The 24,977-nt window shown below is 36.0% G+C and carries 23 protein-coding genes; 10 read left to right on the top strand and 13 right to left on the bottom strand.

What is annotated here, in order from left to right; translation table 11 throughout:
- Window positions 1-73 precede the first annotated feature (73 nt).
- Window positions 74-1,483: a Do family serine endopeptidase gene (locus tag CCAL5182_RS04725; RefSeq protein WP_336610392.1), complete on the bottom strand. Its 1,410-nt coding sequence runs from the start codon at window positions 1,481-1,483 to the stop codon at window positions 74-76.
- Window positions 1,484-1,636: 153 nt separating this feature from the next.
- On the opposite strand from CCAL5182_RS04725, the gene CCAL5182_RS04720 reads away from it, so the two are divergent.
- The 3 genes from CCAL5182_RS04720 to CCAL5182_RS04710 are packed head-to-tail and all read left to right on the top strand — an operon-like array spanning window position 1,637 to window position 4,522.
- Window positions 1,637-2,509 (top strand): DnaJ C-terminal domain-containing protein, encoded by an 873-nt coding sequence (locus tag CCAL5182_RS04720; protein WP_170000048.1) that lies wholly within the window; start codon window positions 1,637-1,639, stop codon window positions 2,507-2,509.
- A 3-nt stretch (window positions 2,510-2,512) separates the two neighbouring features.
- On the top strand, window positions 2,513-2,893 hold the full coding sequence (locus CCAL5182_RS04715) for a heat shock protein transcriptional repressor HspR (protein ID WP_169935668.1): 381 nt from the start codon (window positions 2,513-2,515) through the stop codon (window positions 2,891-2,893).
- Entirely contained in the window at window positions 2,894-4,522 is a 1,629-nt protein-coding gene (locus CCAL5182_RS04710; protein ID WP_336610391.1) for a cation:proton antiporter, read from the top strand.
- 27 nt (window positions 4,523-4,549) lie between these two features.
- On the opposite strand, the gene CCAL5182_RS04705 is transcribed toward CCAL5182_RS04710, so the two are convergent.
- Both CCAL5182_RS04705 and secA read right to left on the bottom strand, forming a co-directional pair.
- Window positions 4,550-5,749, bottom strand: coding sequence for an ABC transporter permease (locus tag CCAL5182_RS04705; RefSeq protein ID WP_169971643.1), 1,200 nt, complete (start codon window positions 5,747-5,749; stop codon window positions 4,550-4,552).
- A 64-nt stretch (window positions 5,750-5,813) separates the two neighbouring features.
- Window positions 5,814-8,411, bottom strand: a complete 2,598-nt coding sequence (gene secA / locus CCAL5182_RS04700; protein ID WP_336610390.1) for a preprotein translocase subunit SecA — start codon at window positions 8,409-8,411, stop codon at window positions 5,814-5,816.
- Between the two features lie 99 nt (window positions 8,412-8,510).
- On the opposite strand from secA, the gene lolA reads away from it, so the two are divergent.
- Entirely contained in the window at window positions 8,511-9,023 is a 513-nt protein-coding gene (gene lolA / locus CCAL5182_RS04695; RefSeq protein WP_336610389.1) for a LolA-like outer membrane lipoprotein chaperone, read from the top strand.
- Window positions 9,024-9,034: 11 nt separating this feature from the next.
- On the opposite strand, the gene CCAL5182_RS04690 is transcribed toward lolA, so the two are convergent.
- The 5 genes from CCAL5182_RS04690 to CCAL5182_RS04670 all read right to left on the bottom strand — a co-directional run bounded on the left by CCAL5182_RS04690 (window position 9,035) and on the right by CCAL5182_RS04670 (window position 14,301).
- Entirely contained in the window at window positions 9,035-9,559 is a 525-nt protein-coding gene (locus CCAL5182_RS04690; RefSeq protein WP_170015477.1) for a hypothetical protein, read from the bottom strand.
- A complete protein-coding gene (locus tag CCAL5182_RS04685) occupies window positions 9,556-10,878 on the bottom strand; it encodes an ATP-dependent DNA helicase (protein WP_336610388.1) in 1,323 nt (440 codons plus the stop codon). The genes CCAL5182_RS04690 and CCAL5182_RS04685 overlap by 4 nt, the downstream gene beginning before the upstream one ends.
- A 3-nt stretch (window positions 10,879-10,881) precedes the next feature.
- The gene (locus CCAL5182_RS04680) at window positions 10,882-12,894 is read right to left on the bottom strand and encodes an SH3 domain-containing protein (protein ID WP_336610387.1); all 2,013 of its coding nucleotides are present in this window, start codon (window positions 12,892-12,894) and stop codon (window positions 10,882-10,884) included.
- Window positions 12,895-12,980: 86 nt separating this feature from the next.
- Entirely contained in the window at window positions 12,981-13,433 is a 453-nt protein-coding gene (locus tag CCAL5182_RS04675; RefSeq protein WP_336610386.1) for a DUF523 domain-containing protein, read from the bottom strand.
- Between the two features lies 1 nt (window position 13,434).
- The gene (locus CCAL5182_RS04670) at window positions 13,435-14,301 is read right to left on the bottom strand and encodes a D-amino acid aminotransferase (RefSeq protein WP_169935650.1); all 867 of its coding nucleotides are present in this window, start codon (window positions 14,299-14,301) and stop codon (window positions 13,435-13,437) included.
- A 100-nt stretch (window positions 14,302-14,401) separates the two neighbouring features.
- Between CCAL5182_RS04670 and CCAL5182_RS04665 the strand changes: the two genes are divergently transcribed.
- Window positions 14,402-14,908 (top strand): hypothetical protein, encoded by a 507-nt coding sequence (locus tag CCAL5182_RS04665; protein WP_169971638.1) that lies wholly within the window; start codon window positions 14,402-14,404, stop codon window positions 14,906-14,908.
- On the opposite strand, the gene CCAL5182_RS04660 is transcribed toward CCAL5182_RS04665, so the two are convergent.
- Together CCAL5182_RS04660 and rsmH are read right to left on the bottom strand one after the other, a co-directional pair.
- Window positions 14,909-15,202, bottom strand: a complete 294-nt coding sequence (locus tag CCAL5182_RS04660; protein ID WP_169935646.1) for a hypothetical protein — start codon at window positions 15,200-15,202, stop codon at window positions 14,909-14,911.
- Window positions 15,203-15,205: 3 nt separating this feature from the next.
- Window positions 15,206-16,129: a 16S rRNA (cytosine(1402)-N(4))-methyltransferase RsmH gene (gene rsmH / locus CCAL5182_RS04655; protein WP_336610385.1), complete on the bottom strand. Its 924-nt coding sequence runs from the start codon at window positions 16,127-16,129 to the stop codon at window positions 15,206-15,208.
- A 112-nt stretch (window positions 16,130-16,241) separates the two neighbouring features.
- Here rsmH and CCAL5182_RS04650 point away from each other — a divergent pair, with 112 nt between their 5' ends.
- The 4 genes from CCAL5182_RS04650 (at window position 16,242) to ftsZ (ending at window position 21,014) form a co-directional block, all read left to right on the top strand.
- A complete protein-coding gene (locus tag CCAL5182_RS04650) occupies window positions 16,242-16,838 on the top strand; it encodes a class II aldolase and adducin N-terminal domain-containing protein (RefSeq protein ID WP_169935642.1) in 597 nt (198 codons plus the stop codon).
- Window positions 16,839-16,969: 131 nt separating this feature from the next.
- Window positions 16,970-18,427, top strand: a complete 1,458-nt coding sequence (locus CCAL5182_RS04645; RefSeq protein ID WP_336610384.1) for a peptidylprolyl isomerase — start codon at window positions 16,970-16,972, stop codon at window positions 18,425-18,427.
- Between the two features lie 5 nt (window positions 18,428-18,432).
- Window positions 18,433-19,863, top strand: a complete 1,431-nt coding sequence (gene ftsA, locus CCAL5182_RS04640) for a cell division protein FtsA (protein ID WP_336610383.1) — start codon at window positions 18,433-18,435, stop codon at window positions 19,861-19,863.
- Window positions 19,864-19,877: 14 nt separating this feature from the next.
- Complete coding sequence (gene ftsZ / locus CCAL5182_RS04635) at window positions 19,878-21,014, top strand: cell division protein FtsZ (protein WP_169971635.1); 1,137 nt, start codon at window positions 19,878-19,880, stop codon at window positions 21,012-21,014.
- Between the two features lie 379 nt (window positions 21,015-21,393).
- Here the strand turns inward: ftsZ and CCAL5182_RS04630 are convergent, their stop codons facing one another.
- From CCAL5182_RS04630 to CCAL5182_RS04620, 3 genes are read right to left on the bottom strand one after another with little or no spacing between them, the layout of a single operon-like run.
- Window positions 21,394-21,684, bottom strand: coding sequence for a metal-sulfur cluster assembly factor (locus tag CCAL5182_RS04630; RefSeq protein ID WP_170000038.1), 291 nt, complete (start codon window positions 21,682-21,684; stop codon window positions 21,394-21,396).
- On the bottom strand, window positions 21,674-22,855 hold the full coding sequence (locus tag CCAL5182_RS04625) for a peptidase M50 (RefSeq protein WP_169971633.1): 1,182 nt from the start codon (window positions 22,853-22,855) through the stop codon (window positions 21,674-21,676). The genes CCAL5182_RS04630 and CCAL5182_RS04625 overlap by 11 nt, the downstream gene beginning before the upstream one ends.
- Before the next feature lie 3 nt (window positions 22,856-22,858).
- On the bottom strand, window positions 22,859-23,200 hold the full coding sequence (locus CCAL5182_RS04620) for a hypothetical protein (RefSeq protein WP_169935630.1): 342 nt from the start codon (window positions 23,198-23,200) through the stop codon (window positions 22,859-22,861).
- 139 nt (window positions 23,201-23,339) lie between these two features.
- On the opposite strand from CCAL5182_RS04620, the gene CCAL5182_RS04615 reads away from it, so the two are divergent.
- Window positions 23,340-24,932 carry a methyl-accepting chemotaxis protein gene (locus CCAL5182_RS04615; RefSeq protein WP_336610382.1) on the top strand — a complete coding sequence of 531 codons (1,593 nt, stop codon included), beginning with the start codon at window positions 23,340-23,342 and terminating at the stop codon, window positions 24,930-24,932.
- Window positions 24,933-24,977: the final 45 nt, after the last annotated feature.

Below are 24,977 nucleotides of genomic sequence, written 5' to 3'. Positions count from 1 at the left end.
TTTGTGATATTCATTATATCAAAAATTTTAAAATTTAAAACGATAAAGCCCGTAAATACGGGCTAAAGCCTTATTATTTTACAACCAATCCCTGCATGATACCTCTTCTATTAACCCACACAAGCGTCTTTTTGCCGCTATTTTGTTTCATTATCTGCACAAACGACGCGACGTCTTTAATTATCTCTTCGCCGACTTGCACTATGATATCGCCTCTTTCAAAGCCAAATTCTTCAGCCTTTGAGCCTTGCTTTACACTACTTACCAAAACTCCCATGCTATCTGCACCGAGTTTAAATTTATATCTTGCATCATCAGTTAAATTTGTAACCCCAAGCCCTTCAATCACAGAATTATCATTATGGGCTTTTACGCTTATGTCCATATTTGTAAGCTTGATCTGAACGCTTGATAGTTTACCTGAGCGCTCGTAAGTTAATTTTAATGTGCTGTTTGGAGCGAGCGAACCGATGAAATTTTTAAGATCATTTGCATTAGTTATAGGTTTCCCATCGGCTTCTATAACTAAGTCGCCTCGCTTTAGCCCAGCCTCGTCAGCCGGTAGTCCTTTTTCTACACTGCTGATTAATGCGCCTGATTTATTTTTATAAATTTCTTTTTGATCATCAGTTAAATTTGCTATCATCACGCCGATGTATCCACGTTCTATTTTACCGTCGGTAATTAGCTTTTTAGCTATCTCTTTTACCATATTTGAAGGTATCGCAAACCCTATACCACTGCTATCTCCACCACGTGAAAGTATGGCTGAGTTGATGCCGACAAGCGCGCCTCTACTATCAACCAACGCACCACCTGAGTTGCCTGGATTTATCGAAGCGTCTGTTTGGATAAAATTCTCGTATTGATTTAAGCCGATATTGTCTTTATTTAAAGCGGAAATTATACCCTTTGTCACACTCTCTCCAACACCAAAGGGATTACCTATAGCAAAGACGATATCCCCGTCAAGCAGTTTTGAGGAGTCTGCAAAATATATCGCATCAAGATCGGTTGCCTCTATCTTTATAACAGCAAGGTCAGTCTTAGGATCGCTGCCTACGACTTTTGCTTTATACTCTTTTCCGCCTTTTGTCATGGTGACTACGATCTGATCACTATCTTCTATGACGTGGTTGTTTGTCACTATGTAACCATCTTGAGAGATGATAACTCCGGAGCCTAAAGATGTGCTTTTTTCGCGATCTTTTGGGATACCAAAGTTAAAACCAAAAAATTCTTTAAAAAACGGATCATTAAACATCTGCTCAACGCCATTTTGCACTGTTATAATCTTTGTTGTAGAGATATTTACGACTGATTTTTTAGCACCTGATATCGAGTCATGGTATGAAAGTATTATATTTTTACCATCTTGCAATGGCGAAATTCTGCTAACCTCTGTCTGTGCTTCATTAAATGCAATATTGCTTGCAAAGATAGAAGTCGCTGCCACAAGGGAAATAAATATCATTTTTTTCATCAATACTCCTTATGATTAATTTTGAGTATTATAAATTCTACTTAATAATAAAATTTTAATACTTCCAAGATATAAGTAAATGAGACGAAACTTGATTGACTTAGACTAAAGTTTTATGCTACAATATCTATCAAAAAATAAAGAGGTAATGCAATGAGTGAGAGCTTATACGAGACACTAGGGGTTTCTAAAAATGCATCTAGTGATGAAATTAAAAAATCATACAGAAGACTAGCTAGAAAATACCACCCGGACATAAACAAAGATCCTGGTGCAGAAGATAAATTTAAAGAGATAAATGCTGCTTATGAAATTTTAAGTGATGATAAAAAACGCGCTCAATACGACCAATACGGCGACAGTATGTTTGGCGGACAAAATTTCCACGACTTTGCTAGAGGTTCGGCAAATAGTGCGGATCTAAACGAAATTTTAAAGAATATCTTCTCCGGAGGATTTGGCGGATCTAGCTTTAGTGGTGGATTTGGCGGATTTTCAAGTGATGGATTTGGCGGATTTGGTGGCTTAGATCTTGATATAAACGCAAAAGTCAATATCCCGTTTGAAGTAGCCGTTATCGGAGGAGAGCATAGGATAAACCTTAACGGTGATAGCCTTAAGATAAAAATTCCAAGCGGCATAAATAACGGCGAAAAGTTGCGTATAAAAGGCAAAGGAAAAAGTGCATCAAGACAGGTTGGCGACCTTATATTAACCGTAAATATCGAGCCAAGTAGCGAATACGAAAGAGACGGTGATGATCTTTATAAAGATATCGAAATCCCTTTAAAAACAATGATGTTTGGCGGCAAGATAGAGGTTAGCACATTTAAAAAAGACGTTACGATAAAGATCGCCGAAAACTCAAAAACAGGAACTAAAATTCGTCTAAAAGGCTATGGTGTTCAAAACAGAAAAAGCGGAATTTACGGCGATTTATACCTAAGAGCAAGAGTGAAACTTCCTGATATAAACAGCCTTGATGCGAAATTTGTTAAAACTTTAAAAGAAAATTTACCGGAGTAAGACATGAAAGATTATGATGAACCGCTATTTTTAATTAGCGTTGTGGCAAAAGTGCTTAGCATACATCCTCAAACGCTTCGCCAATACGAACGCGAAGGTCTTATAGAGCCTTCAAGAACTGATGGAAGGATGAGACTTTACTCGCAACGTGATGTTGATAAGGTCAAAATGATACTTAGACTAACCAGAGATCTTGGAGTAAATTTAGCAGGAGTTGATGTTATCTTGCAACTTAAAGAAAAAATGGACGAATTTGAAACAACTATCGACCAGCTACGAGATGAGCTTGATGAATTCAAAAAAGGTGGCATACCGGCCAAAAAATCCCTAGTTAAACGCAAAAATAGTTTTGATATTATATTTTATGATGAAAAATTAAAATAAATGGAAAAAATTCTCTTAGCATTCCTACTAGCAACCGCACTCTCCATAGTCTTAAATGTTGTTTTTAAAAAATTTGCCATACCTACAATCATCGGATATATCGTCACAGGCACGATAATATCCGGATTTATGAACATAAAAAGCAACGAAGAGATAATGCACCTAGCCGAATTTGGCATTGTGTTTTTGATGTTTACCATAGGGCTTGAATTTAGCTTTAAACACCTCATGACAATGAAAAGAGAGGTATTTTTAAACGGAACTTTTCAGGTTAGCATCTCGGGGTTTATACTTGGAATTTTAGTTCTTTACACCATGGATGTGGTTGATAAGAGCGCTATCATCATCGGTCTAGCCCTTGCACTTTCATCAACTGCGATAGTATTAAAAACCCTAAATGACACTGGCGATATATCTCAAATTTACGGAAGAAAAACTCTTGGAATTTTACTATTTCAAGATATAGCAGTTATCCCTATCTTGCTTATGATTGATATATTTAGCTCGGCAAACAGCTCTATTGACGAGCTTTTAATTCAAACATTTATTAGTGCGATAATACTTATCATAACGATCTATTTAATAGGCAAATACACTATAAACTGGATATTTTATAAAGTCGTGCAAACAAATTCGCAAGAAATTTTTATCGCCATGATACTGCTTTTAGTTATCGGCTCTAGCGAGCTTGCTTATTCGTTTGGATTTTCTTACTCGCTTGGAGCATTTTTAGCTGGCATGATGATGGCTGAAACGCAGTATAAGCACCAGATAGAATCAGACCTCATACCATTTAGAGACCTACTTCTTGGACTGTTTTTTATAACTGTCGGTATGCAGATAAATTTTAGTATTGTATTTGATAATATATTTATTATAGCATTCTTAATTATAGCAACCATGTTCATAAAAGCCCTTGTCGTTTTTGGCATGCTCTTACTTTATGCAAAGCGAAGAGTTGCTATAAAAACAGCCCTTAGCTTATGTCAGATAGGCGAATTTGCACTCGCTGTCTTTGGACTTATGAGTTCAAGAGGTTTGATCTCAAACCAAACAGCTCAAATTTTCATAGCCGTTGCCGTGGTTTCGATGTTTGTCACGCCTTTTATCCTTAAAAATTTAAATCGCCTAGCAAATTTAGTGCAAAAAGAGGTTGCAGTAGAGCCAAACGAGATGATAAAACCACAAAAGATCAAAAACCATATAGTTATCTTTGGATATGGAAGACTTGGACAAGAGGTTGTTTTGCGCTTAAAAGAGCAAAAAATTCTCTACCTTGCGCTTGAGAGCGATCTAAGCTTGGTTGAGCTTGGTAGAAGTCGCGGTGAAAATGTATTTTTAGGAAACGTCTTAAAAAAGCAAACTTATGACAACGCTTGTATCAGCAGTGCGGCTGCGGTTATCATAACTGTTAGCAACGAACAACGACTTGAGCTTATCGCGCAAAATATCAAAAACTATAATCCAACCATACAAACCGTCATAAGATTTAACGGACATGACGAAAAGGATCTATTTTCGGACCTTGGTAACAACTTTCATTTAGTAAGAGAAGAAAGAGCCGTTGCTAGGACTTTAGTGCATGAGGCTCTTTTGTGCAAGATAGATAAAGATGCGGCAAGAATTTAAGATAGCACAAGCATGGCTATCTTAAATTTACTCGTTTCTAAGAGTTTGTAAAACGTCTATCTGGGTGGCTTTTTTAGCCGGATAATACGATGAGATCGCTACTATAATGATCGCTCCAACGATAATCATACCAAAATCAAAAAGCGAAAGCTCCATAGGAAGTTTTGAGCTACCATAAACATCTGCCGGTAAATTTATAATGTTGAAATTTCCAAGTAGCCAAATTCCAAAAAGCCCCAAAATAAGACCAAAAACTATCCCACCACCACCGATAACCAAACCTTGGTAAAAAAAACTCTTTTTTATCTCATTTTTACTAGCTCCAAGCGCCAACAAAAGCGCTATCTCTTGGCGACGATTCATAACAGTCATTAAAAGAGAGCTTACGATGTTTAGTGAAGCAACAAGTATAATAAGCATCAAGACTATAAAAAGAGCACGTTTTTCAAGCGCCAAAGCAGAGAAGAAATTTCCGTTTTGTTGCCACCAGCCTATCGCTTTTAGCCCAACAGGAAGTGCCTCTTGTATGCGCTTTATATCATCAAATGGCTTCAAAGAATACACATGCACCCCATCATAAACGCCGTCAGGATACTCTAAAATTTTACGCAAAGCCTCGGCTGACGTGTATGCATAAGCTTTATCGTAAGCTACAAGTCCTGACTCAAAACTAGAAGCAACATCAAACCTTTTCATTTTTGGTATAAGCGAAAATCCTCCGGGATCCGCCTTTGTAAATATGAGCGTTATCTTGTCGTTTTCATTTAGCCTAAACTGGTCTTTTATCCCTTTGCCGATCAAGATATCATATCCATTAAGCTCTTTTTCTTTCAGTCCTTCATTTACAATCGAATTAATTTGCTTTTCATCAGCTGAATTTACCCCAAAAAGTATGCCGCCCTCTAAAGAATTTGACCCGCGATAGATGACTTGAGAGCTTATAAACGGACTAAATTTTAGCTCCGGAAATTTTTCTTTAAGCTGTGAAGTTAAAGTGTCGTCTATATCAGCTTTAAAAGCACTCATTATCGTTATTGGATAGTTCATAGTAAAAAGCTTACGCTCAAATTCTTTATCAAAACCGTTCATTATCGCCATGGCAACTATAAGTACCATAAGTCCGATACTAACTCCCAAGAAGGCAAGAACCGCACTTAGGGTTATAAATGGCTGTGATTTGTCAAATCTAAGGTATTTAAAAAGCAAGTATTTAGGAAGACTTGTCATTGATTTCCTTTTAGTATTAGCAAAGCCTTATGGATAAACCACAAGGCTTATTTTGAGGATAAATTTAAGCGAAAATGCCCTTTTTAGGACCGCTTTTGCCGCAACACTCTTTGTATTTTTTACCGCTTCCGCAAGGGCACGGTAAGTTGCGAGGTATTTTTTTAGTAGATGTTTGAGCTTGATCTTGGTTGAAATTTAAGCTTCTATCTTGATCTTGCTGCATACGTTCACGCATAGCTGCAGCCTGCTCTTCTTCTTCGTCACGATTTCTTAGGCGCAAGCTCTGAAGCATTTTTATACTTTCGGTCTTTAAACGAACAACAAGCTCCATGAAAAGATTGTAACTCTCTTTTTTATACTCAGTTAGAGGGTCTTTTTGGTTATATCCGCGAAGTCCGATACCTGTTTTTAATATATCCATTTGATACAAATGCTCTCTCCACGCATTATCAAGCACTTGCAAGTAAAGAACCTTTTCTATATCATGCTTTTGCTCGCTTTGAAGCACGCTCATGCGCTCTTCGTATCTATCGGTTAAAATTTGAGTTGCTTTTTGCAAAATTTCATCATATTCAAGTCCAGCAAGGTCGCTTTCATCTATCAGCTCACCACAGTCGTTTGCTATGATCTTGCATAAATTTGCGATATCATAATCATCTTTAAGACCACCATGGAAGATTTCCGCATTTTCAAGCATGCTTGCAACATACTCTTGTCTGTTTTGCAGTATCTTCTCGCTCATGTCAAATTCTTTATCAAGTAGCTCATTACGGTAGTTATATATCGTCTTTCTTTGCTCATTTGCCACATCGTCATACTCAAGAAGATGCTTTCTAGCTTCAAAGTGTAGACTTTCAACCTTTTTTTGTGCGTTTTCTACGGCTCTTGTTACCATTCGGCTCTCTATGCTTTCGCCCTCTTCTATACCAAGACGATCCATTATCGCCTTTATCCTATCAGAGCCAAAAATTCTAAGCAAGTTATCTTCAAGGCTTAAGTAAAACCTACTCTGACCAGGGTCACCTTGACGTCCTGCACGCCCGCGCAATTGGTTGTCTATCCTGCGGCTTTCATGTCTTTCAGTGCCGATTATATAAAGTCCACCAAGACTTCTAACTTCATCATTTATTCTTATATCAACACCACGACCAGCCATATTTGTAGCTATAGTTACTGCACCTTTTGCGCCGGCTTCAGCGATAATCTGCGCCTCTTTTTCGTGATTTTTAGCATTTAACACAGAGTGAGGAATTTTAGCCTTTACAAGCATCTCGTGTAGCTTTTCGCTACGCTCGATACTTGCAGTACCGACAAGTACCGGCTGACCTTTGTCGTGAGCCTTTTTTATCTCTTCAATAACTGCCTTAAATTTTTCTTCTTGAGTTTTATAGATCAGGTCGTTGCCGTCAATTCTTTTAACCGCAACATTTGTAGGTATACTAATAACATCTAGCTTATAAATTTGAGAAAACTCCGTAGCTTCTGTTTGCGCAGTTCCCGTCATGCCTGCTAGTTTGTCATACATCCTAAAGTAGTTTTGATAGGTTGTATCGGCTAGAGTTTGACTCTCTTCTTGAATTTTTACCTTCTCTTTAGCTTCAAGAGCTTGATGAAGCCCTTCGCTAAAGCGTCTGCCTTCACTTAGTCTGCCCGTAAATTCATCAACGATAACTATCTCGTTATCTCGCACCACATAATGAACATCTTTCTCAAAAAGGTTATGTGCCTTTAATGCCTGATCCAAATGATGGCTAAGGATGGCGTTTTCTAGGTTGTATAAATTCTCAACACCAAATAACTTTTCTGCTTTATTTATACCCTCTTCAGTTATCATTATCGTGCGGTTTTTCTCATCTACGACAAAGTCGCCGCTAGGCTTTGAATTTGGAATATTAGGGTCTGCAGCTTCTCCGCGAGTTAACTTTTGAGCTACTTCATTTGCCTTTATGTAGCCGTCAAGAGTGCGATTAGTAGGTCCTGAGATGATAAGCGGGGTTCTTGCCTCGTCTATCAAAATACTGTCTACTTCGTCTACTATAACAAAGTTGTGCTCTCTTTGAACTTTATCTTTTGCGTCAAATTTCATATTGTCCCTAAGATAGTCAAAGCCAAATTCAGAGTTTGTTCCGTAAGTTATATCGGCATTATATGCAGCCTGTCTTACACTATCATCATAAACTCCACTTAGTATAACGTCTACGCTAAAGCCTAAAAATTTATAAAGCTCGCCCATCTGAGTTGCGTCACGTTTTGCCAAATAGTCATTGACTGTAACTACATGCACGCCTTTACCACTCATCGCGTTTAAAACAACAGGAAGAGTAGCAACCAATGTTTTACCTTCACCTGTTTTCATCTCGGCGATCCTGCCCTCATGAAGCACCATGCCGCCGATAAGCTGAACATCAAAATGACGCATGCCAAGCGTTCTCTTACTAGCCTCCCTAACGATGGCAAAGACATCGTTTAAAATATCGTCAAGACTTACTTTTTGCTCCTTGACTTGCACTCTTAAAGCTTCAAAAGCAGCCTTAAGCTCGTCGTCGCTCATTGCCTGATATTTGTCTTCAAGCGCATTTATAAATTTTACTCTTTTTGCGTATTGTTTTATCTCTCGGTCATTTTTTGTTCCAAAAATTTTTCTAAATACCGCTGAAACCATACTTGTGCCTTCCTTAAATTTTAAAAGTTCTCATTCTATCATAGTTTTACTATTTATTTATTTAAACTGGGCTAGAATAGCGTAAAAAAAGGGGAGTAGATGAGAAAAATTCTAATTGTTTTTTTACTAGCATTGCCTGGTTTTTGTGCGGGGTTAAATTTCAAAAGTCTACAAAGCGACTTTACGCAAATGGTAAACAGTCAAAACCAAAGCATATCTTATAGCGGTAAATTTTATGCGAGAAATGATAATGTCGCGCTTTGGATATATGAGTCACCCACACCAAAAAAGATATATTTTGACAAGCAACGAGTTGTTATCGTAGAGGACGAGTTAGAACAAGCCATCATTTCAAGACTTGACGAAACTCCGAATTTAACTCAAATTTTAACCCATGCAATGCAAATCCAACCAACACTTTATAAGGCCATTTATGACGGTGTGGAGTATTTTATCACCGTTAAAAACGATCTTCCAACGATGATTGACTATAAAGACAGGCTTGATAATAAAATAAAAATCACATTAAAAAATCAAGTCGCAAACAAACAAATTTCAGAGGAAATTTTAACACCGGTTATACCGCAAGGATACGATATAATCAACCAATAAATTTAATAAAATTACTCAAAATCCTTGCCAAAACCTTGAATACTATTTAAGTCGATCGGTCGTTGGTTTATTGTATTTGAGTCAGGCGCTATAACGATCTCGTTTGTTTTCTTTCGTCTATTCTCAAGGGCATCTTGAGGCAGTGGACTTTGACATAAATTTTGTGATTTTATAGCGTTTATGATCTCGTTAAGTTCTAGGTTGTTTATAACTTTGATATTTAAAATAAGCACATCATCAATATCAAGAGTATGTTTTTTAGCGGCGTATTTGATAAAAGTCTCTTTAAATTTTTCTTTTCCCATTGAAGTTAAGATATCTTCAACATAAAAGCTTCCGATTATGATATTTAAAGCGTCAAGCACATAAGACTCATTGTCATTCATATCGCGCCCAACCACTTCTAAATTTAAGTTTATTTTTTTAGTTATATTTGCTCCGGATTTTGAGTAAATGTCAGTTTGAAAGTCGCTTACCCTTAAAACATCACAAAAGGCAAATGCCGAAAAAATCATAATCAAAAACAGCTTCTTCATATCTCTATCTCCTTAATGTTCTCAAAAATATTTTCACTATAAAATTTTTTAACTTCATTGTCAATTTTAACGACTTTTCTTAAATACTGCCTAAAATCAACCCCTCTATCATAAAAAAGCTTTAAATTTTTTGGATTTTTAGCACGAGAAAGCGCAACATAAAGCTGACCGTTAGCAAAAATTTGATTAAGGTTGCACATTAAAAAATTTATGCTCATGCCTTGTGATTTGTGTATCGTTAGCGCATAAGCTAGCTTAAATGGAAACTGTAAAAAACTAGCCATGCTTTTTTGTGCTATCTCGCCGTCTTCTGAAACAAATTCACTAAGCTCAAAGGAATTTTTGACTACTTCTATTATCTCGCCGTCGTTTTTTTGGACAATAACACCGGAGTATTCGCCGTTTTCTTTTAAAATCTGAACGATTTTGCCCTGTTCTCCGTTATAATACTCGCCCCATTTATTTGCGGTAAATATTATCTTTGCTCCGATTTTCATGTTTAAATTTAATGGAGAATTTAGTGCGTTTATCCAACTTTCAAGAGTTTTTTCATGTAGCTTTTCATCAAAAATTTTAATATCCGCCGTGCAAACTTCAAGCGGAGTTTGTAGCTCTTTTAAGCATCTTTCATTTAAGACATCAGCTTCGCGGTTAGTGCCGTAAAGCACACTCATATCGTCATTTATCTCAAATTTATCGCTTCTAAGCGAATTTATATAGTCTATAACTTCATCATTTAGCTCGCCAACTCTAAGATGAGATAAAATTTTGTAAAATTGTAAATCCTGTGTGCGTTTTGAAATGAGAAGCTCAATGTTTTTTAGTTTAAATTCACTCCATGCATGCGAACTAAAAGCGTATGTAAAGCTAAAAAGGGCATTTTTGCCTTGCTCTTTTTGCACAGGTGGAAGTTGGTAAAAGTCACCAACAAAAAGTAACCTCCCGTTAAATTTAGAAGCTTGCAAGCGATACCTTATCATCTCCATAAGATCAGAGCTTATCATTGAAATTTCATCGATCACAAGCAAATCACAACTATCAAGCATGGCTCTTAATGAGTTTAATTTACTCTTTTGACGCCTATCAAGAAGCCTTAACTCTTCATAGTTTTTACAAATTCCAAATTTAAAAAAACTATGCACACTCACACCACCGATCCCGACGGCGCTTATGCCCGTTGAGCCTAGTATGACGACATTTTTAAGGTTGCTTCGGTAGTGCTTGATAACAGCTTGTGTAAGGTAGCTCTTGCCAACCCCTCCGCCTCCTGTTAAAAAGATATTTGAGTTTTCAAGCAGTTTTAAAATTTGCTCTAACATCTATCAAAACATCTCCGGACGATACTCAAAGTGCATAGTATCAAAATGTTCCCATCTACCGCCCCAGATAAATTTATGCTTCTCAAAGGTATGAACTATAGCTTCTGGAATTTGATTTTTATACACTTTATGCCAGCGCCAGTAGTGGCTTTGTTTAACATTTACATCTATTGCGATACCGTAACTATGTGCACTCGGTCTATTTGTGCCGGCTATAACACGCCAATTAAAAGTCCCAGCGGGATCTTTTAGAAACTCAAGCAAAGACGGGTCTTGTTTAACAAGCTCGTTTAGCTCCTGACTAACGGCATTTAAAGCCTTAGCTGCACCGTTTTTTGAGTTAAATTTTAGCTTTAAACCTAAAAAATCCTTAAGCCACACAACGTCTGTTAAATTTTCTCTTACAGCCTCTTTGTTATCTCCGTAAATTTTACCCAAAAGCTCGTAGTTCCTACATCGTCCACTATCGTTTAAGGGCGCATTTAAGGGCATAAGAGCAGCATACGGCAAAGCGTTCATATCTTGCACATCAGCGCCAACACTACACTCGGAGTCTTTTTTTATAAAATCATTAAACACTATATGACTTTCATCGCTAAAATAAACTAAATTATCCTCGATCCTAACCCCATAAGCATCTTGTAGTTTTGATATCTTTTCTTTCATATCTATTTTGGAATTTAAAGGCAAAATTTCAGGTTTTTTGCCACTTGGGGTTTGCAAGATATTCATAGAAATCACCTTTGAAAGTAGCAAATTCTTATCATCTATATCACCTCTACCTTTGCCTATCTCAAGCGTTGTTAGCACCACGCCGCCCATAAGAGCACGTCCGTTATCTTTTGTCCTAACACCCCACGCATCATGCAAAGCAAGCACTCCTTCGTTGCTAGTTCCCACATAAAGCATAATGTGACCTGGAAGATGAAAAAGTGTCATATACGGCACGCCCTGCTCTTTTATGAGCTTGATCTTTTCTTTAGCATTTAAATTTTGCAGCTCTATCTTTTTTCCCATTTTAGCCTGCGCGCCAGAATTTCTAGGAAGCCAAAAGCCAAAGCTACTCATGAGATCTTTTAAAAATAATGAGCAGTCGCGAAGGTTATTTACCCCACCCCAGCCATAAGGCTGATTTAGTAGAGACTGGGATAAAATTCTTATATTTTCATCATCAAAAGCAAGGGGAAATTTACCGGAAACATGCTTTGAAATTTTATATTTTCTAACCCCTGCTCTTGTTATCACTTCTCCATAAAAATTCTCTTTATCCTCGGCGTTGAAACCAAGCAGCACCCCTACTCTTGCATAAAATAAAAACCCGCCCTCTAGGTCATAAACAGGCGTATTATCTATCTTTACAGCTAAGAAATTTTGCTTTTTATACTTACTGCTTTCTTGTTTGGTTAAAATTTTTATATCTTCTGACTTTATCCAGCCCCAAACCGTATCATCCTTAACGAATACCCAAGCTTTATCAAGTGAAAAATGCGATACAAAAAGTGGATGAGCTATGCTTAAGGTAGAAGACTGAGCATAGTCAAAGGGATAACCTTCTCCCGGAAGTTGTGGGTTGTAAAAAAGAGGGTCGCTGCTTGGGAAATTTCTTAGAGCAGTATTTGCGGTAGTTATGGCATGTGCTGATAATTTGCCAAATTCATTAAAATTTGCATTTTGTCTTTGCTTGTCAAACCAAGCCTTTTTTACCGGTCTAAAATTTGATCCAAAATAGCTTTTTTTCTCTGAAAATTTATATGTGTTAAATGCCCAAAACGCCTCATCCTGTTTTACATTTTTAACATTTATATCATAGACACTAAAGAGATTTTTCAAAAGATCGTCACCACTAAAACTAGCGCTAAGCATGCTCTGTGGAAGAAAATTTGCATCTTGAGGTAATTCAAAATCCAAAAGCGTGATACGACCTTTAAAAGTTTGGTCTAAACTAACTTGAGGCACTTTTTGAGAACAACCAAGTAAAAACAAAAGAAAAAAAACCGATAAAATTTTATTTTTCAAAAATTTTCCTTACATTATAGATTGAGCCGAGATTTTAACAAAAATTATAAAAATTCCACCTGATTTTATAGCAGATTTTAAACGATCTAATCATCTAAAAGCTGATCAAAATTTTCTTCGCTATATATTTTGATACCGCTACTTTTAAGCTCTTTTGCGCATACGCCATCGCCTTTTATCAAGGTTTTTGTAAAATTTCCATCATAAATTTCATCACTCCCACAACTTGGGATTCTTGCTTTTAATACGGCGATCTTACATTCGTTTAACCTAGCCAAGTCTAAACAAACTCTAGCACCAAAAATAAACTCATCCGTAACATCTAAGCCAGAAAATTTAGTCACAACTCTATCGTTTAAAATTTCAGCCGCCTCACGCGGAGTTTTAAGTCCTCCAAGCTCTTCGGGACAAATTTTTATAAGCTCGTATTTTTGTGCAAGTTTTGCTAATTTTAAATTTAAAGCATCACTACTATTATTTGTGCCGTCGTATTTGCAATTTTGCCCAAGCAGGCAAGCGCTGATTAGGATTTTTTCCACTTTATTTAAGCGCCTCTTTTAAAAATTCCTGCACATAAAGTTCTCTTAAAGCCATTGAAAATTTACCTATCTTTCCGCCGTTTATAGCTCTTCCGTCAGCCTTTATCACAGGAAGTAATATAAGCGTAGCAGCCGATATAAACACCTCGTCCGCCTCATAAACTTCACTCATGCTAAATTTTCTCTGCTCAACTTTTAATCCTGCCTGATCGGCTAATCTCAAAAGACGCTTACGGCGAATTCCTGGCAAAATTTCATTTGAAAGTGGTTTTGTTATTAAAACACCATCTTTTATGATAAATGCACTTGAACTACAACCCTCTGTCACGAAGCCATCTTCAACCATAAATCCCTCATGTGCGCCCTTTTTATGGGCTTCATTTTTCGCATAGCACTGAGCCAAAAGCGATATAGACTTGATGTCGCGTCGTTTCCAACGTATGTCATCTACACTTGCTACTTCTATGCCTGTTGTTGCTAGCGGATTACTTAAAATTTCTGCTTCATAGCAAAAAACAAACACACTTGGAGTTAAATTCTCTATAAAATAAAAATCCCTAGGAGCGGCGCCACGCGTAATCTGCATATATACACCGCCCTCTTTTAGGTTGTTTTTTGTGATTATTTCATATAAAATTTCTTCAAATTTTTCCTTATTATAAGGAAGTTTTAGCTCTATCTCTTTAAGGCTTCGTTCGAACCTAAGCCAGAAATCCTCTCTATCAACAAGACGAGAATTTATAACAGGAACTACCTCGTAAATCCCGTCTCCAAAGACAAAACCTCTGTCAAAAGCACTTACTTTAGCTTCCGATGCTTTGCAAAATTCTCCATTTAAAAAAACTATTTCCATGTTACTTCCCGCCATCTTTGCTCCTTTAAATTTTAGTAAAATTGTAGCAAATTTTACTCTATTTTAGGGTTTTTTGATATAATTGCGTTAAATTTTAATAAAATATTGGAACAAAATGAAAGAAAATTTAAAAAAATACATACTAGATAGCATCTTTGTCGTATCAAAACAACCAGTTCTTTTTAGGGATTTACTTGAAGCAAACTGCCTTTTTAACGAAGGCATGTTAGTAGACGGCGCAAAACTAAATTTCAAATTCAGACACTCTAAAACATATAAAATTTATGCACTCATATGCATATTGTTTCTTTTCCCATTACTTGTGTTAACCCATCATTTTTTATCAAATATCGATGCGCATATTTCTATTTTAGTTACCGTTGCGGTTACATCCGTTGTTTTTATAGGTTTTGATATGTTTAAGGTTTGGGCGAGAAAAGAAAAAAGCCGCGAACTTATCAAAAAAGCTTGGGCGGTGCATTTTCCATACTTTACTTATGAGAAATACTCAACAAAAGTAGAAGAAATTTATAACGAAGCGATAAAAAATGACATACCTAAAAAAGAGCTTGAGCAATACGTTCTTGAAAAACTTATCTTACAAAAGGAAAGCGCCGAATAACTACTTCCATTGCGGATCTTGCAGTGGGTTTAGAATTTGATTTTTGTAGCGAAGGTTTTCAAGCCTGGTATTTAAAGCCTTATACTCTTCTAATAAAACATCGCGTTTTCCGCTTATCTCGGCTATATCGCGACTCAAATAATAAATTTGATTTGCTATATAAATTTTAGGTAACAACAATCCAAGTGCAACAAACATCGCAAGATAGACCATTACTAGTGTTTTAAAGCTTAAATTTTGTTCGTGCTTTTGCTCTTCGTCATGAAGCTCAAGTAGTTCTACTTTTTCATCCATTATCTACCCTTTAAACTCAAAAACACGCATTTTAGCACAACTACTACGAGAATTAACAGCTATCTCTTCCTTGCTTGGCGTTATGGCTTTTTTGGTTAAAATTTTACCCAAAGCATGGTTGCCCCCGCACTCACATCTTATAGCAAAAGATGGACATATGCACTCCTTTGCCCACTCTTTAAATGTATTTTTTACAATCCTATCTTCAAGAGAATGAAAGCTAATTATCGCCACTTTGCAACCATTAAACTTAGCGTTTTTAATGCTTTCAAGAAGCATTTCAAGCTCACCTAGCTCGTTATTTACCTCTATCCTAATTGCTTGACAAACAAGTATAGCAGGGCTTACGCTTCTTCCTTTTATCGGTCTTGTGCCAACTATACTGGCCAACTCTTTTGCGCTTGTTATGGCTTTTGTTTTTCTAGCTTCAATGATTTTTTGGGCTATAAAATTTGCATTTGTAAGCTCTGCGTATTTGTATAAAATTTCAGCTAGTTTTTCTTTATTATAACTATTTATAACATCATATGCACTTAGTCCGTCAGATTGATTCATGCGCATATCAAGAGTGTCGGAATTTATACTAAAGCCTCGATCGTTTTTATCAAGCTGAAGAGAGCTAACTCCTATATCAGCAAGCAGTCCTTTAACATTTTTTTTGTCATTTTGATCAAGAATTTGAATTAATTCAGAAAATTTACTCTTATAAATTCTAACTCGCTCACCAAATTCAGATAGTTTTTTTTTGGAAAATTCTATCGCCTCATCATCTCTATCGCAAGCTATAAGGTTTAAATTTGAATTTGCTTTTAGTAGTGCCGACGAATGTCCTCCATATCCTAAAGTGCAATCTATAAAATTACCTTTAGTATCCTTAAAAACATCCAAAACTTCTTCTAGTAAAACGCTAACATGTGGGCTTTGCAAAATATTTTCTTCCTTTAAATTTAATTATAAATTTATCTAATCTTTACTTAAAAAGTAATTTTATGTAAAATTTTATGTAGTTTTATTATAATTAAGCCAAAAAAGGATAAAAATGGAACTCCAGCACTCCATAAATGAGCTAAAAAAGATTTCACTTTCGATGTTTAGAAAAAATTTCCTAGGCGTTTTTCATGGCTCTATCTCGGCAAGAGTAGAGAGAAATCAATTTCTTATCAATAAACAAAATGCAATATTTGACGACATTAAAGATAGTGATTTGACGCTACTATTTTCAAAGAAGGACTATCGTTGGAATGAAGCAAGCATGGATGCATATATACACCTAAACATATACAAAAACATAAACGAAGCAAAATTTATATGCTACGCCATGCCTCCTTACACAACAGCCTATGCCATGAAACATGACAAAATCGAGCCAAAAGACTATTTTGGGTATATGAAATTTCATCAAATTCATGTTTATGCGCCAAAGCAATTTGAAGACTGGTATGAACGAGCAGAAACCGAAATTTATCGTTACATGCTTGAAAAAAATACAAACATCGTAGTTATAAAAGGATATGGAATTTACGCTTTTAGTCGCACACCACAGCAGCTAGCAAAGGAAATAGCGATACTAGAAAATAGTTGCAAACTTTTATATTTGTCAAATTATTACGAAAAATTTTCAAACGAATTATACTAACACTCTTTGAAAAATGTTAGTAATTTTTGGCAATATAAACCGCATTAAAAGCTCGTTTTTAAGGTTACTTAAGACTATTTTTAGTAAAATAGCACATAATTTTCGTTAGTGATTAAAAAGGATTAAAATTCATGATAACTTGGATGCAAAAAAATAAAAAATATTTAGTTGTAACAATATGGATAAGCGTTATCGCTTTTGTCGGAGCAGGCTTTGTAGGATGGGGTGCTTACGACCTAAACAACAACAGAGCGACATCAGTGGCAACCGTTGGTCATAGAAACATTAGCGTTCAAGAACTTCAACAAAAGTATAATCAAATTTATGACTATTACAGCAACATATTTGACGGTCAATTTACTCAAGAAAAAGCCGAAGAGATAGGTCTTGAAAATATAGCTATGCAAGCTGTCATACAAGATAACTTGCTACTAAATTTTGCCGATGATATTGGTCTTAGCGTTAGTGATGAAGATGTTTTAAAATACATCGTTGCTGATCCATCTTTTCAAACAGACGGAGCATTTAATAAAAATTTATACTACGATGTATTAAGGCGTGCAAGGATTAATCCAAACGACTATGAAAAGAATTTAAAACGCCAAATACTTATGGATAAGATAAATTTCATACTAAAAACAACAGCAACACAAAAAGATATCGAACTTATGAATGCAGCGTTTTTTATGCAAGACAGAGTTGCCGTTGAGATAATCAAATCTGACAAAAATGAAATCACAATCAACGAAGATGAGCTAAAACAACTGTGGGAAAATAACAAAAACAACTATATGACCGACACTCTTTACGGCTTACAAACTCTATATATCGAGTCAAATGACATTGATGTAAATGCAACAGAACTAACAGCTTACTATAACGATAACAAAGATAAATACAAAGATAGTGACGACAAAATCATCGCTTTTGAAAATGCAAAAGAGCAAGTTTTGAAAGACTACAGCCTAGAAAAAAACAAAACACAAGCGCTAGAAAAATACATTGCCGTAAAAAAAGGTGAAATTTCAACAGACAGCGAGATATATATAACTGAAAATAACGCAACTTTTGATATGCAAGAGATCAAAGAGGCAAATCTTGGCGAGACAATCAAGCCTTTTATCTATCAAAACGGCTACCTTATAACAAAGATCAAAAGCATCACGCCTCCTCAGCCTATGAGCTTTGAAGCAGCTAGAGAGCAGGTGCTAGAAATTTATAAATTTGACAAATCAAAAGAGATACTTGAGAGCAAAACAAAAGCAGCATTAGCAAATTTCAAAGGCAAAGATATTGGCTTTATTAGCAGAGATTTAAACCAAACTATAGATGGTTTAGAGATACATGAAGCACAAGCTTTTGTTAGTCAACTGTTAGAGTCGCCAAACAAAAAAGGTTACATTGTATTAGATGATAAAGCTGTTATTTACGAGATTTTGGAACAAAAGTTGCTTACTAACAATATAAATAACAACTACAAACAGCTTGTTGAACAAAATATTGCGAATCTTAAAAATAGTGAGCTTATGCAAGATTTGACAAACGAACTGCAAAAGCGTTATGTAGTTAAAGAATACATCAAAAGGTAATTGTTTTGAGTACTAGAATTTTAGGTATAGATGTCGGCTCGTTTCAGATATGTGCTGTTATAGCTCAGCATGATGAAAACGGAATTCGGGTTATAGGCATAGGCACAGAAAAGACACAAGGTATCAAAAAAGGCGTCATTACAAATATAGAACTTGCATCAAAATCAATAAAAAATGCACTTCAAGAAGCACAAAGAGTAGCCGGCACACAGTATGAAAAAGTTATAGTTTCACTATCTGGTGCATACACTAAAAGCGTAGATAGTAGCGGTGTGGTAAATGTACCAAATCATGAAATAGGCATACGAGAGATAGAAAGATCCATGCAAATGGCTGACCATACGGCAAATATACCTAGTGAATACGAAAAACTCCATGTCTTGCCTTATAATTTTAAAGTAGACGGACAAGAGCATATTGAAGACCCAATAGGTATGAACGGAACTAGACTTGAAGTTCAAACACATATCGTAACCGTGCAAAAATCAGCACTAAGCAACCTAAGAAAAGCGATCAGCTCTGTAGGAATTCAAATAGATAATATCGTCTTGTCAGGATACGCTTCAGCCATTGCAACACTTACCGAAGATGAAAAAGAGCTCGGGGTAGTGCTTATCGACATGGGCGGTGCCACTTGCAACATGGTTATCCACTCTGGAAATTCTATTAGATATAATGAATTTTTAGGTGTAGGATCAGCAAACATAACAAACGATCTATCTATGGCGCTACATACTCCTTTACCAAAAGCCGAGGAGATAAAGATAAATTACGGTGCATTGATAAATAAATCCGTAGATCTTATTGAGCTTCCCATTCTTGGAGATGAAAGTAAAACTCACGAGGTTTCACTTGATATCATATCAAACGTAATTTACGCAAGAGCCGAAGAAACACTTATGATACTTGCTAAAATTTTAGAGGATAGTGGCTATAAAGATCTTATAGGCGCTGGAGTAGTTATCACCGGCGGTATGACAAAACTTGAAGGATTAAGAGATCTTGCGTCTGCTATATTTGACAAAATGCCTGTTCGCATAGCAAAACCAAAAGAGACTGAAGGACTCTATGAGATACTTAGAGAGCCTGCCAACTCTTGCGCTATAGGTCTTTGTATGTATGGAGCTGGCGAATTTACATCATACGAGATAGACTCTGAAAAGCGCATGAGATACCACGGGGAAATTATCTCAAAACCAAAAAATAGCTTTAATAAAATTTTTGAAGAAGAAAACGTAAAAGAAGATATAAATTTAAGAAATAAAACTTTTAATCCGTTTGAAGATGAAGGTGTGGAAATAATCGGCAATGAACAAAAGGATTTGGAGCAAAGAGTTGTTAAAAACGAACTTGCTAATATTGCCGATATAAGCAAACAAGATAAACAGCCAAATATCTTTACCAAATTTTGGCAACGACTTACACAATTATTTTAAGGAGAATTTCTAAAATGAGCAGCTTTACAGTAGAAGAAAATAAAAGTATATATGGCGCTAAGATAAAAGTTATAGGCGTAGGCGGCGGCGGCGGAAATATGATAAATCATATGATAAGAGAAAATAGCGCTTTAAATATTGATTTGATAGTGGCAAATACGGACGCTCAAGCACTTGAAAATTCTCCTGCACACACTACAATCCAGCTTGGCGAGAAAAAAACAAAAGGGCTAGGAGCCGGCATGAGACCTGAGGTTGGCAAAGAAGCCGCTCAAGAAAGCTACGATGAGATAAAAAGCGCACTTGAAACTTCAGATATCGTCTTTATTGCTTCTGGTCTTGGTGGCGGTACAGGAACCGGAGCCGCTCCTATTGTAGCACAGGCCGCAAAAGAAGTTGGTGCTCTAACGGTAGCAGTGGTCACTATACCTTTTATGTTTGAGGGCAAAAAGCGTCGCAAACTAGCCGAAATAGGACTAAGTGAACTTCGTAAAGAAAGCGACTCGATAGTTGTTATACCTAATGATAAACTTCTAACTTTGATAGATAAAAAAGCTGGCATAAAAGAAAGCTTTGAAATAGTTGATAACGTGTTAGCACGTGCCGTTAGTGGCATGAGTACCATAGTCCTAGACTCAGGCAAAAGCGATATCAACCTTGACTTTGCCGATGTTAGAACTGTTATGAGCCATAGAGGTATGGCGCTAATGGGCGTAGGCGAGGCAGAGGGCGAAGATGCTGCTCAAGAGGCTATGAAAAACGCTATCCAATCACCTCTTCTTGACAATATGAGTATAAACGGCGCCATGGGTGTTCTAGTGCACTTTAGGATCAATCCTACTTGCCCTCTAAGCGACATTCATGAAGCTATGGCTATCATACAAGATGCGGCTGATGAAGATGCCGATATCGTATTTGGTACTACAACTGACGAAGATGCGGCAAACAATAAAGTCCAAGTTACAATAGTTGCAACAGGCTTTCAGTCAGCCAAAGAAGAGATAGAAGAAAAAAAGGAAGTCGAAAGCCTAAATGAAGCCATAAAAAAGGAGAGGATCCTAAGACTTCAAAAAGTAAGCGGCGGATACAATAGCGAAGACTACATGGCGCAACTTGACGTTCCATCATATATGCGTCATCAAATGGACTAAAAAACACATAAAATTCTTCTTAATAAATTTAAAAGGGGTTTATCTCCTTTTAAATTTCATATAGCCCACTCAAGCAAGCGCCATTTTTTAAAATCGCATTTTATATCGCTTCATTCTATTTTATATTGTTTTTATGCTTAGATCATCGTTTGTAGTTATAGCCAAAACTTATAGCAAGTAACTAGGGTTAGTTTTATTTAAACTTATATTTATTAAGATATTCGACAACCACGCAAAGCAGTTTATTAATATACAAAATCAGTGAAATTTATAAAAATAAATACTAACTAGACACAAGGTTTGCATTGAAAAGTTGGGAGTTAATTTTATTTTCAACTGCCAACTTGTTTGCCTATAGAAGTAAACACTCGTAAATAACTTAAGCTCCTAAAGCCTTTTTGACCTCGTCGCTAGCCATCTGTATCGTCCACACGGGCTCCCATACAAGATCTATGTCGCACTCTTTTATACCATCTACTCTAAGAACTGCGTCATTTACCCAGCCAAGTATAAGCTCATGAAGAGGACAAGAGCGAGTTGAAAGCGTCATTATAACTTTTGCTTTATCCTCATCCACCACAACATCGTATATCAACCCCAAAGAAACTATGTTAAACCCGACCTCAGGATCAACTATCGTCGAAAGCTCTTTATAAATTTTATCTTTCATGGTTTACTCCAAATTTTATAAATTTAAAAATATGCACTACATTAAACGCAACCAAAGTAGTACTAATTAGCAAACAAACAAGTGCGATATATTTGATATCAAACACATATGCCACCAAAGCTGCTACATTAAAAAATATCGCAATATATGCAGGTTTTTTAACCACCATATCGTCCAATAAAGGGACTTTTGTTTTACCGACAAACGGTGCTATATAATGATACCAGATCAAAAATGGAGCGATCTTATATAAATGCGCAACTATAAAAGCATACAAAAATCCAAAAAATAGAAAAAATACCGCAATATCAATCCGCGTAGAATTTATGAAAGCGCAAAAGAACACAAATGCTACAAGCGATATAAAAACATTAATATTCCAATAATCAAATGCCTTTCTTACACGCTTTTTAAGTATCAAAAGAGCCTCTAGTATAAAACAAAGTGCCGCAACAACAAACGACAAAAGCGCAAATTTCATATCAAAACAAAGCAACACTCCACTCATTACGTAAAATATCAACGAAGTCCTACTTAGTATAAATTTTAAATCATGCACAAGCGCAAACATAGGTAAAAGCACGCTTGCTACGCCTACTATTATAAAAAATATAAATCCAAGCACAAAATAAACATGATATCTAAGTAGCAGTTCGAAATCAAAATTCAAAAACCCAAACATACTTAAAAACAAACATGTACCAAGACAGATACCCATAAACAAAAATACCGACGAACATAAAAGTGCCGTTGCGGCAAAATTTCGCTTTTGGTTTTTTATAAAACTTAAAAAATAAGTCACGCAAAAAAACATAAGCGAGGCAAATAGCAAAAAAGCGCCAACATATGTGATCGAATTTTCATCAAACACTAGCCCAAAACCAAAACAAAGCGTGGCTATGACATAAATAGTTAAATTTAAAATAGCTCCATTTATGGTAAAAAACGGTTTTTCAAGTATCACGGAAGTTAATTGATAAAGTGAACCGATAATTATGCTCATAACAAAACCTACCAAATAAATATGCACAAATCCAGCCGTAGTAAAAGCTGTTGGCGTATCAAAATTTGCCATCAAAAAAGCAAAGATACTAACGATCAAAAATAAAATTCCAACGATAAAGTAACCACCAACTAGCTTAAAAGGTGGTGCAAATGTATTTAAAAGCATCTCTTATCCATGGCATGTTTGGTTAAAATCAAAGCCCTCAAGCGAAGCTCCATCTTTTAAACTAAAAGTAAGCTTTACTTGCTCTCCTTCTAAATTTTCACTAATCACATAAAAATTTTTCTCAATCTTTGGTATAAGACCTGCTGGAAATTTGTGATTTATCATTACGATTTTAGTGTTTTTATCTGCAAATTTTAAAGCCAACATCGCGTTTAACATGGGCTCTGGCGGCACGCAAGCACGTGTATCAAAACCTATATATTTTTCATCATCTTTTTGGGTTTTAAAAAAATCCACCGTAGCACCTTTAGGTGAAAATTTTTGCCAATCCTTAAAATAATCCATCTTAGCTCCTTATTAAATTTACGATAATTATACTCTGATTTATTTTGTTAAGCATTGATTAAACTCAATGAGTTTTATGTTTTATTTTAAGTTAATTTAGTTACAATTATTTTTAAATATTAAATTATAAGGTGTTAAAATGAGAAATTTAAGTATAGCTAAAAAGCTAACATTAAGCGTTCTTGCCATTCTTGTGGTCAGTTTTGTTGTTCTTCAGGCGATAATCATACAAGAATTTAAACAAACCACCCAGGAACAGGCTCTAAAAAGCCTTAAGATGATTAGCGAATCGGTGTTTTTCTCATTACGCTCAGCAATGAACACAGGCGATAGAGACGCCATGAGAGAGGCTCTTGAAACAAACTCAAAAATAGAAAATATAAGAAATATAAGAGTTTTTAGAGCACAAGAAGTTAGTGAAATGTTTGGTCTTGAAAAAGTAGTTAGCACCGAAAAGGAGATAAACGAGCAGTTTACATCACCAAACGATAAAAATATAAACGTTCAAACAAAAGATGAGCACTACCTAAGACTTATAAGACCTCTAAAAGCAACTAACGACTGCCTTGCCTGTCATGCTACCTCAAAAGAAAATGATGTCCTTGGTGTTCTTGATATGTCTTACTCGATGGAGGAATTTAACGGATATATCCAAAATAAAACATGGGTCTTTTTAAGTATTTTTACCGTTATTTTGATCGCTACCCTACTTTTTATGCTATTTATCATAAAAAAAGTTGTTATAAACCCGTTAAAGCTGCTTTCCTATAGAACAAAAGATCTAACAAACGGAGAGGGTGATCTAAAAAGCAGGATACCCATCTCAAGTAACGACGAGATAGGTGAAGTTAGTAACAACATAAATATCTTTATCAAACAAATAGCCGATATAGTAAAACGCATACAAGATGGTGCAGATGAGATAAAATCGCAAATCTTAACACTAAGAAACAGCTCGCTAGACCTTGATAAAAGCTCTCAAGACGGAAGAGAGCAAGCTATGCGTTCACATAACTTTACAAAAGACATAGATGATGATTTCGTGCAAACAAAGCAGATGACCGAAAACGCAGTTTTGCTAAGTAACGACTCTAATAAAAAGCTAGATACTGTTATAGATTTGCTAGAGCATGTAGTAGACGACATTAATGCCGCTAGTAAAAACGAGCAAATCCTAGCCGATAAAACAACGCAAGTAGCTACAGAAAGTAAAAATATAGATCAAATTTTAGGTATCATAAATGAAATTTCAGACAGGACAAACCTTCTTGCGCTAAACGCAGCTATCGAAGCCGCAAGAGCCGGAGAGTATGGCAGAGGATTTGCTGTAGTTGCTGAAGAAGTGCGAACTCTTGCCGAGCAGACAAACCAGCAAATAGATGACATCTCAAAAAATTCAAGAAGTATTATCTCAAGAGTAAATGAGCTAAACGACTCCTTAAAAGAGAATTCAAGAAGTATTAAAAAATTAAGCAACAATGCAAGCGAACTAAGAGCAATCGCAGCACAAGCTCAAAATGCAAATACTAACTCGATCGAGATGGCAAAAAGCATAGAAGAAAGAACGGATCACAGTAAAGAAAACATAACCGAACTTTTAGCTCAAAGTAAAAAATCAGTCCAATTAGCCGAACTTAACGAGCACACAGCACAACGCCTTTTAGAGGTCGCAAACTCACTTGACGCCATATCCCAAAGCTTTAAAATGGACTTAAATAAATTTAAAGTCTAGCTCTTTTAAATTTGCCATACTGTAATATAAGCTAGGGCGAATTTA

Source organism: Campylobacter sp. 7477a, assembly GCF_014892335.1.
GTDB lineage: Bacteria > Campylobacterota > Campylobacteria > Campylobacterales > Campylobacteraceae > Campylobacter_A > Campylobacter_A californiensis.
Note: the sequence above shows the minus strand (reverse complement) of the source record. Positions and strands in the feature narration are given on the sequence as shown.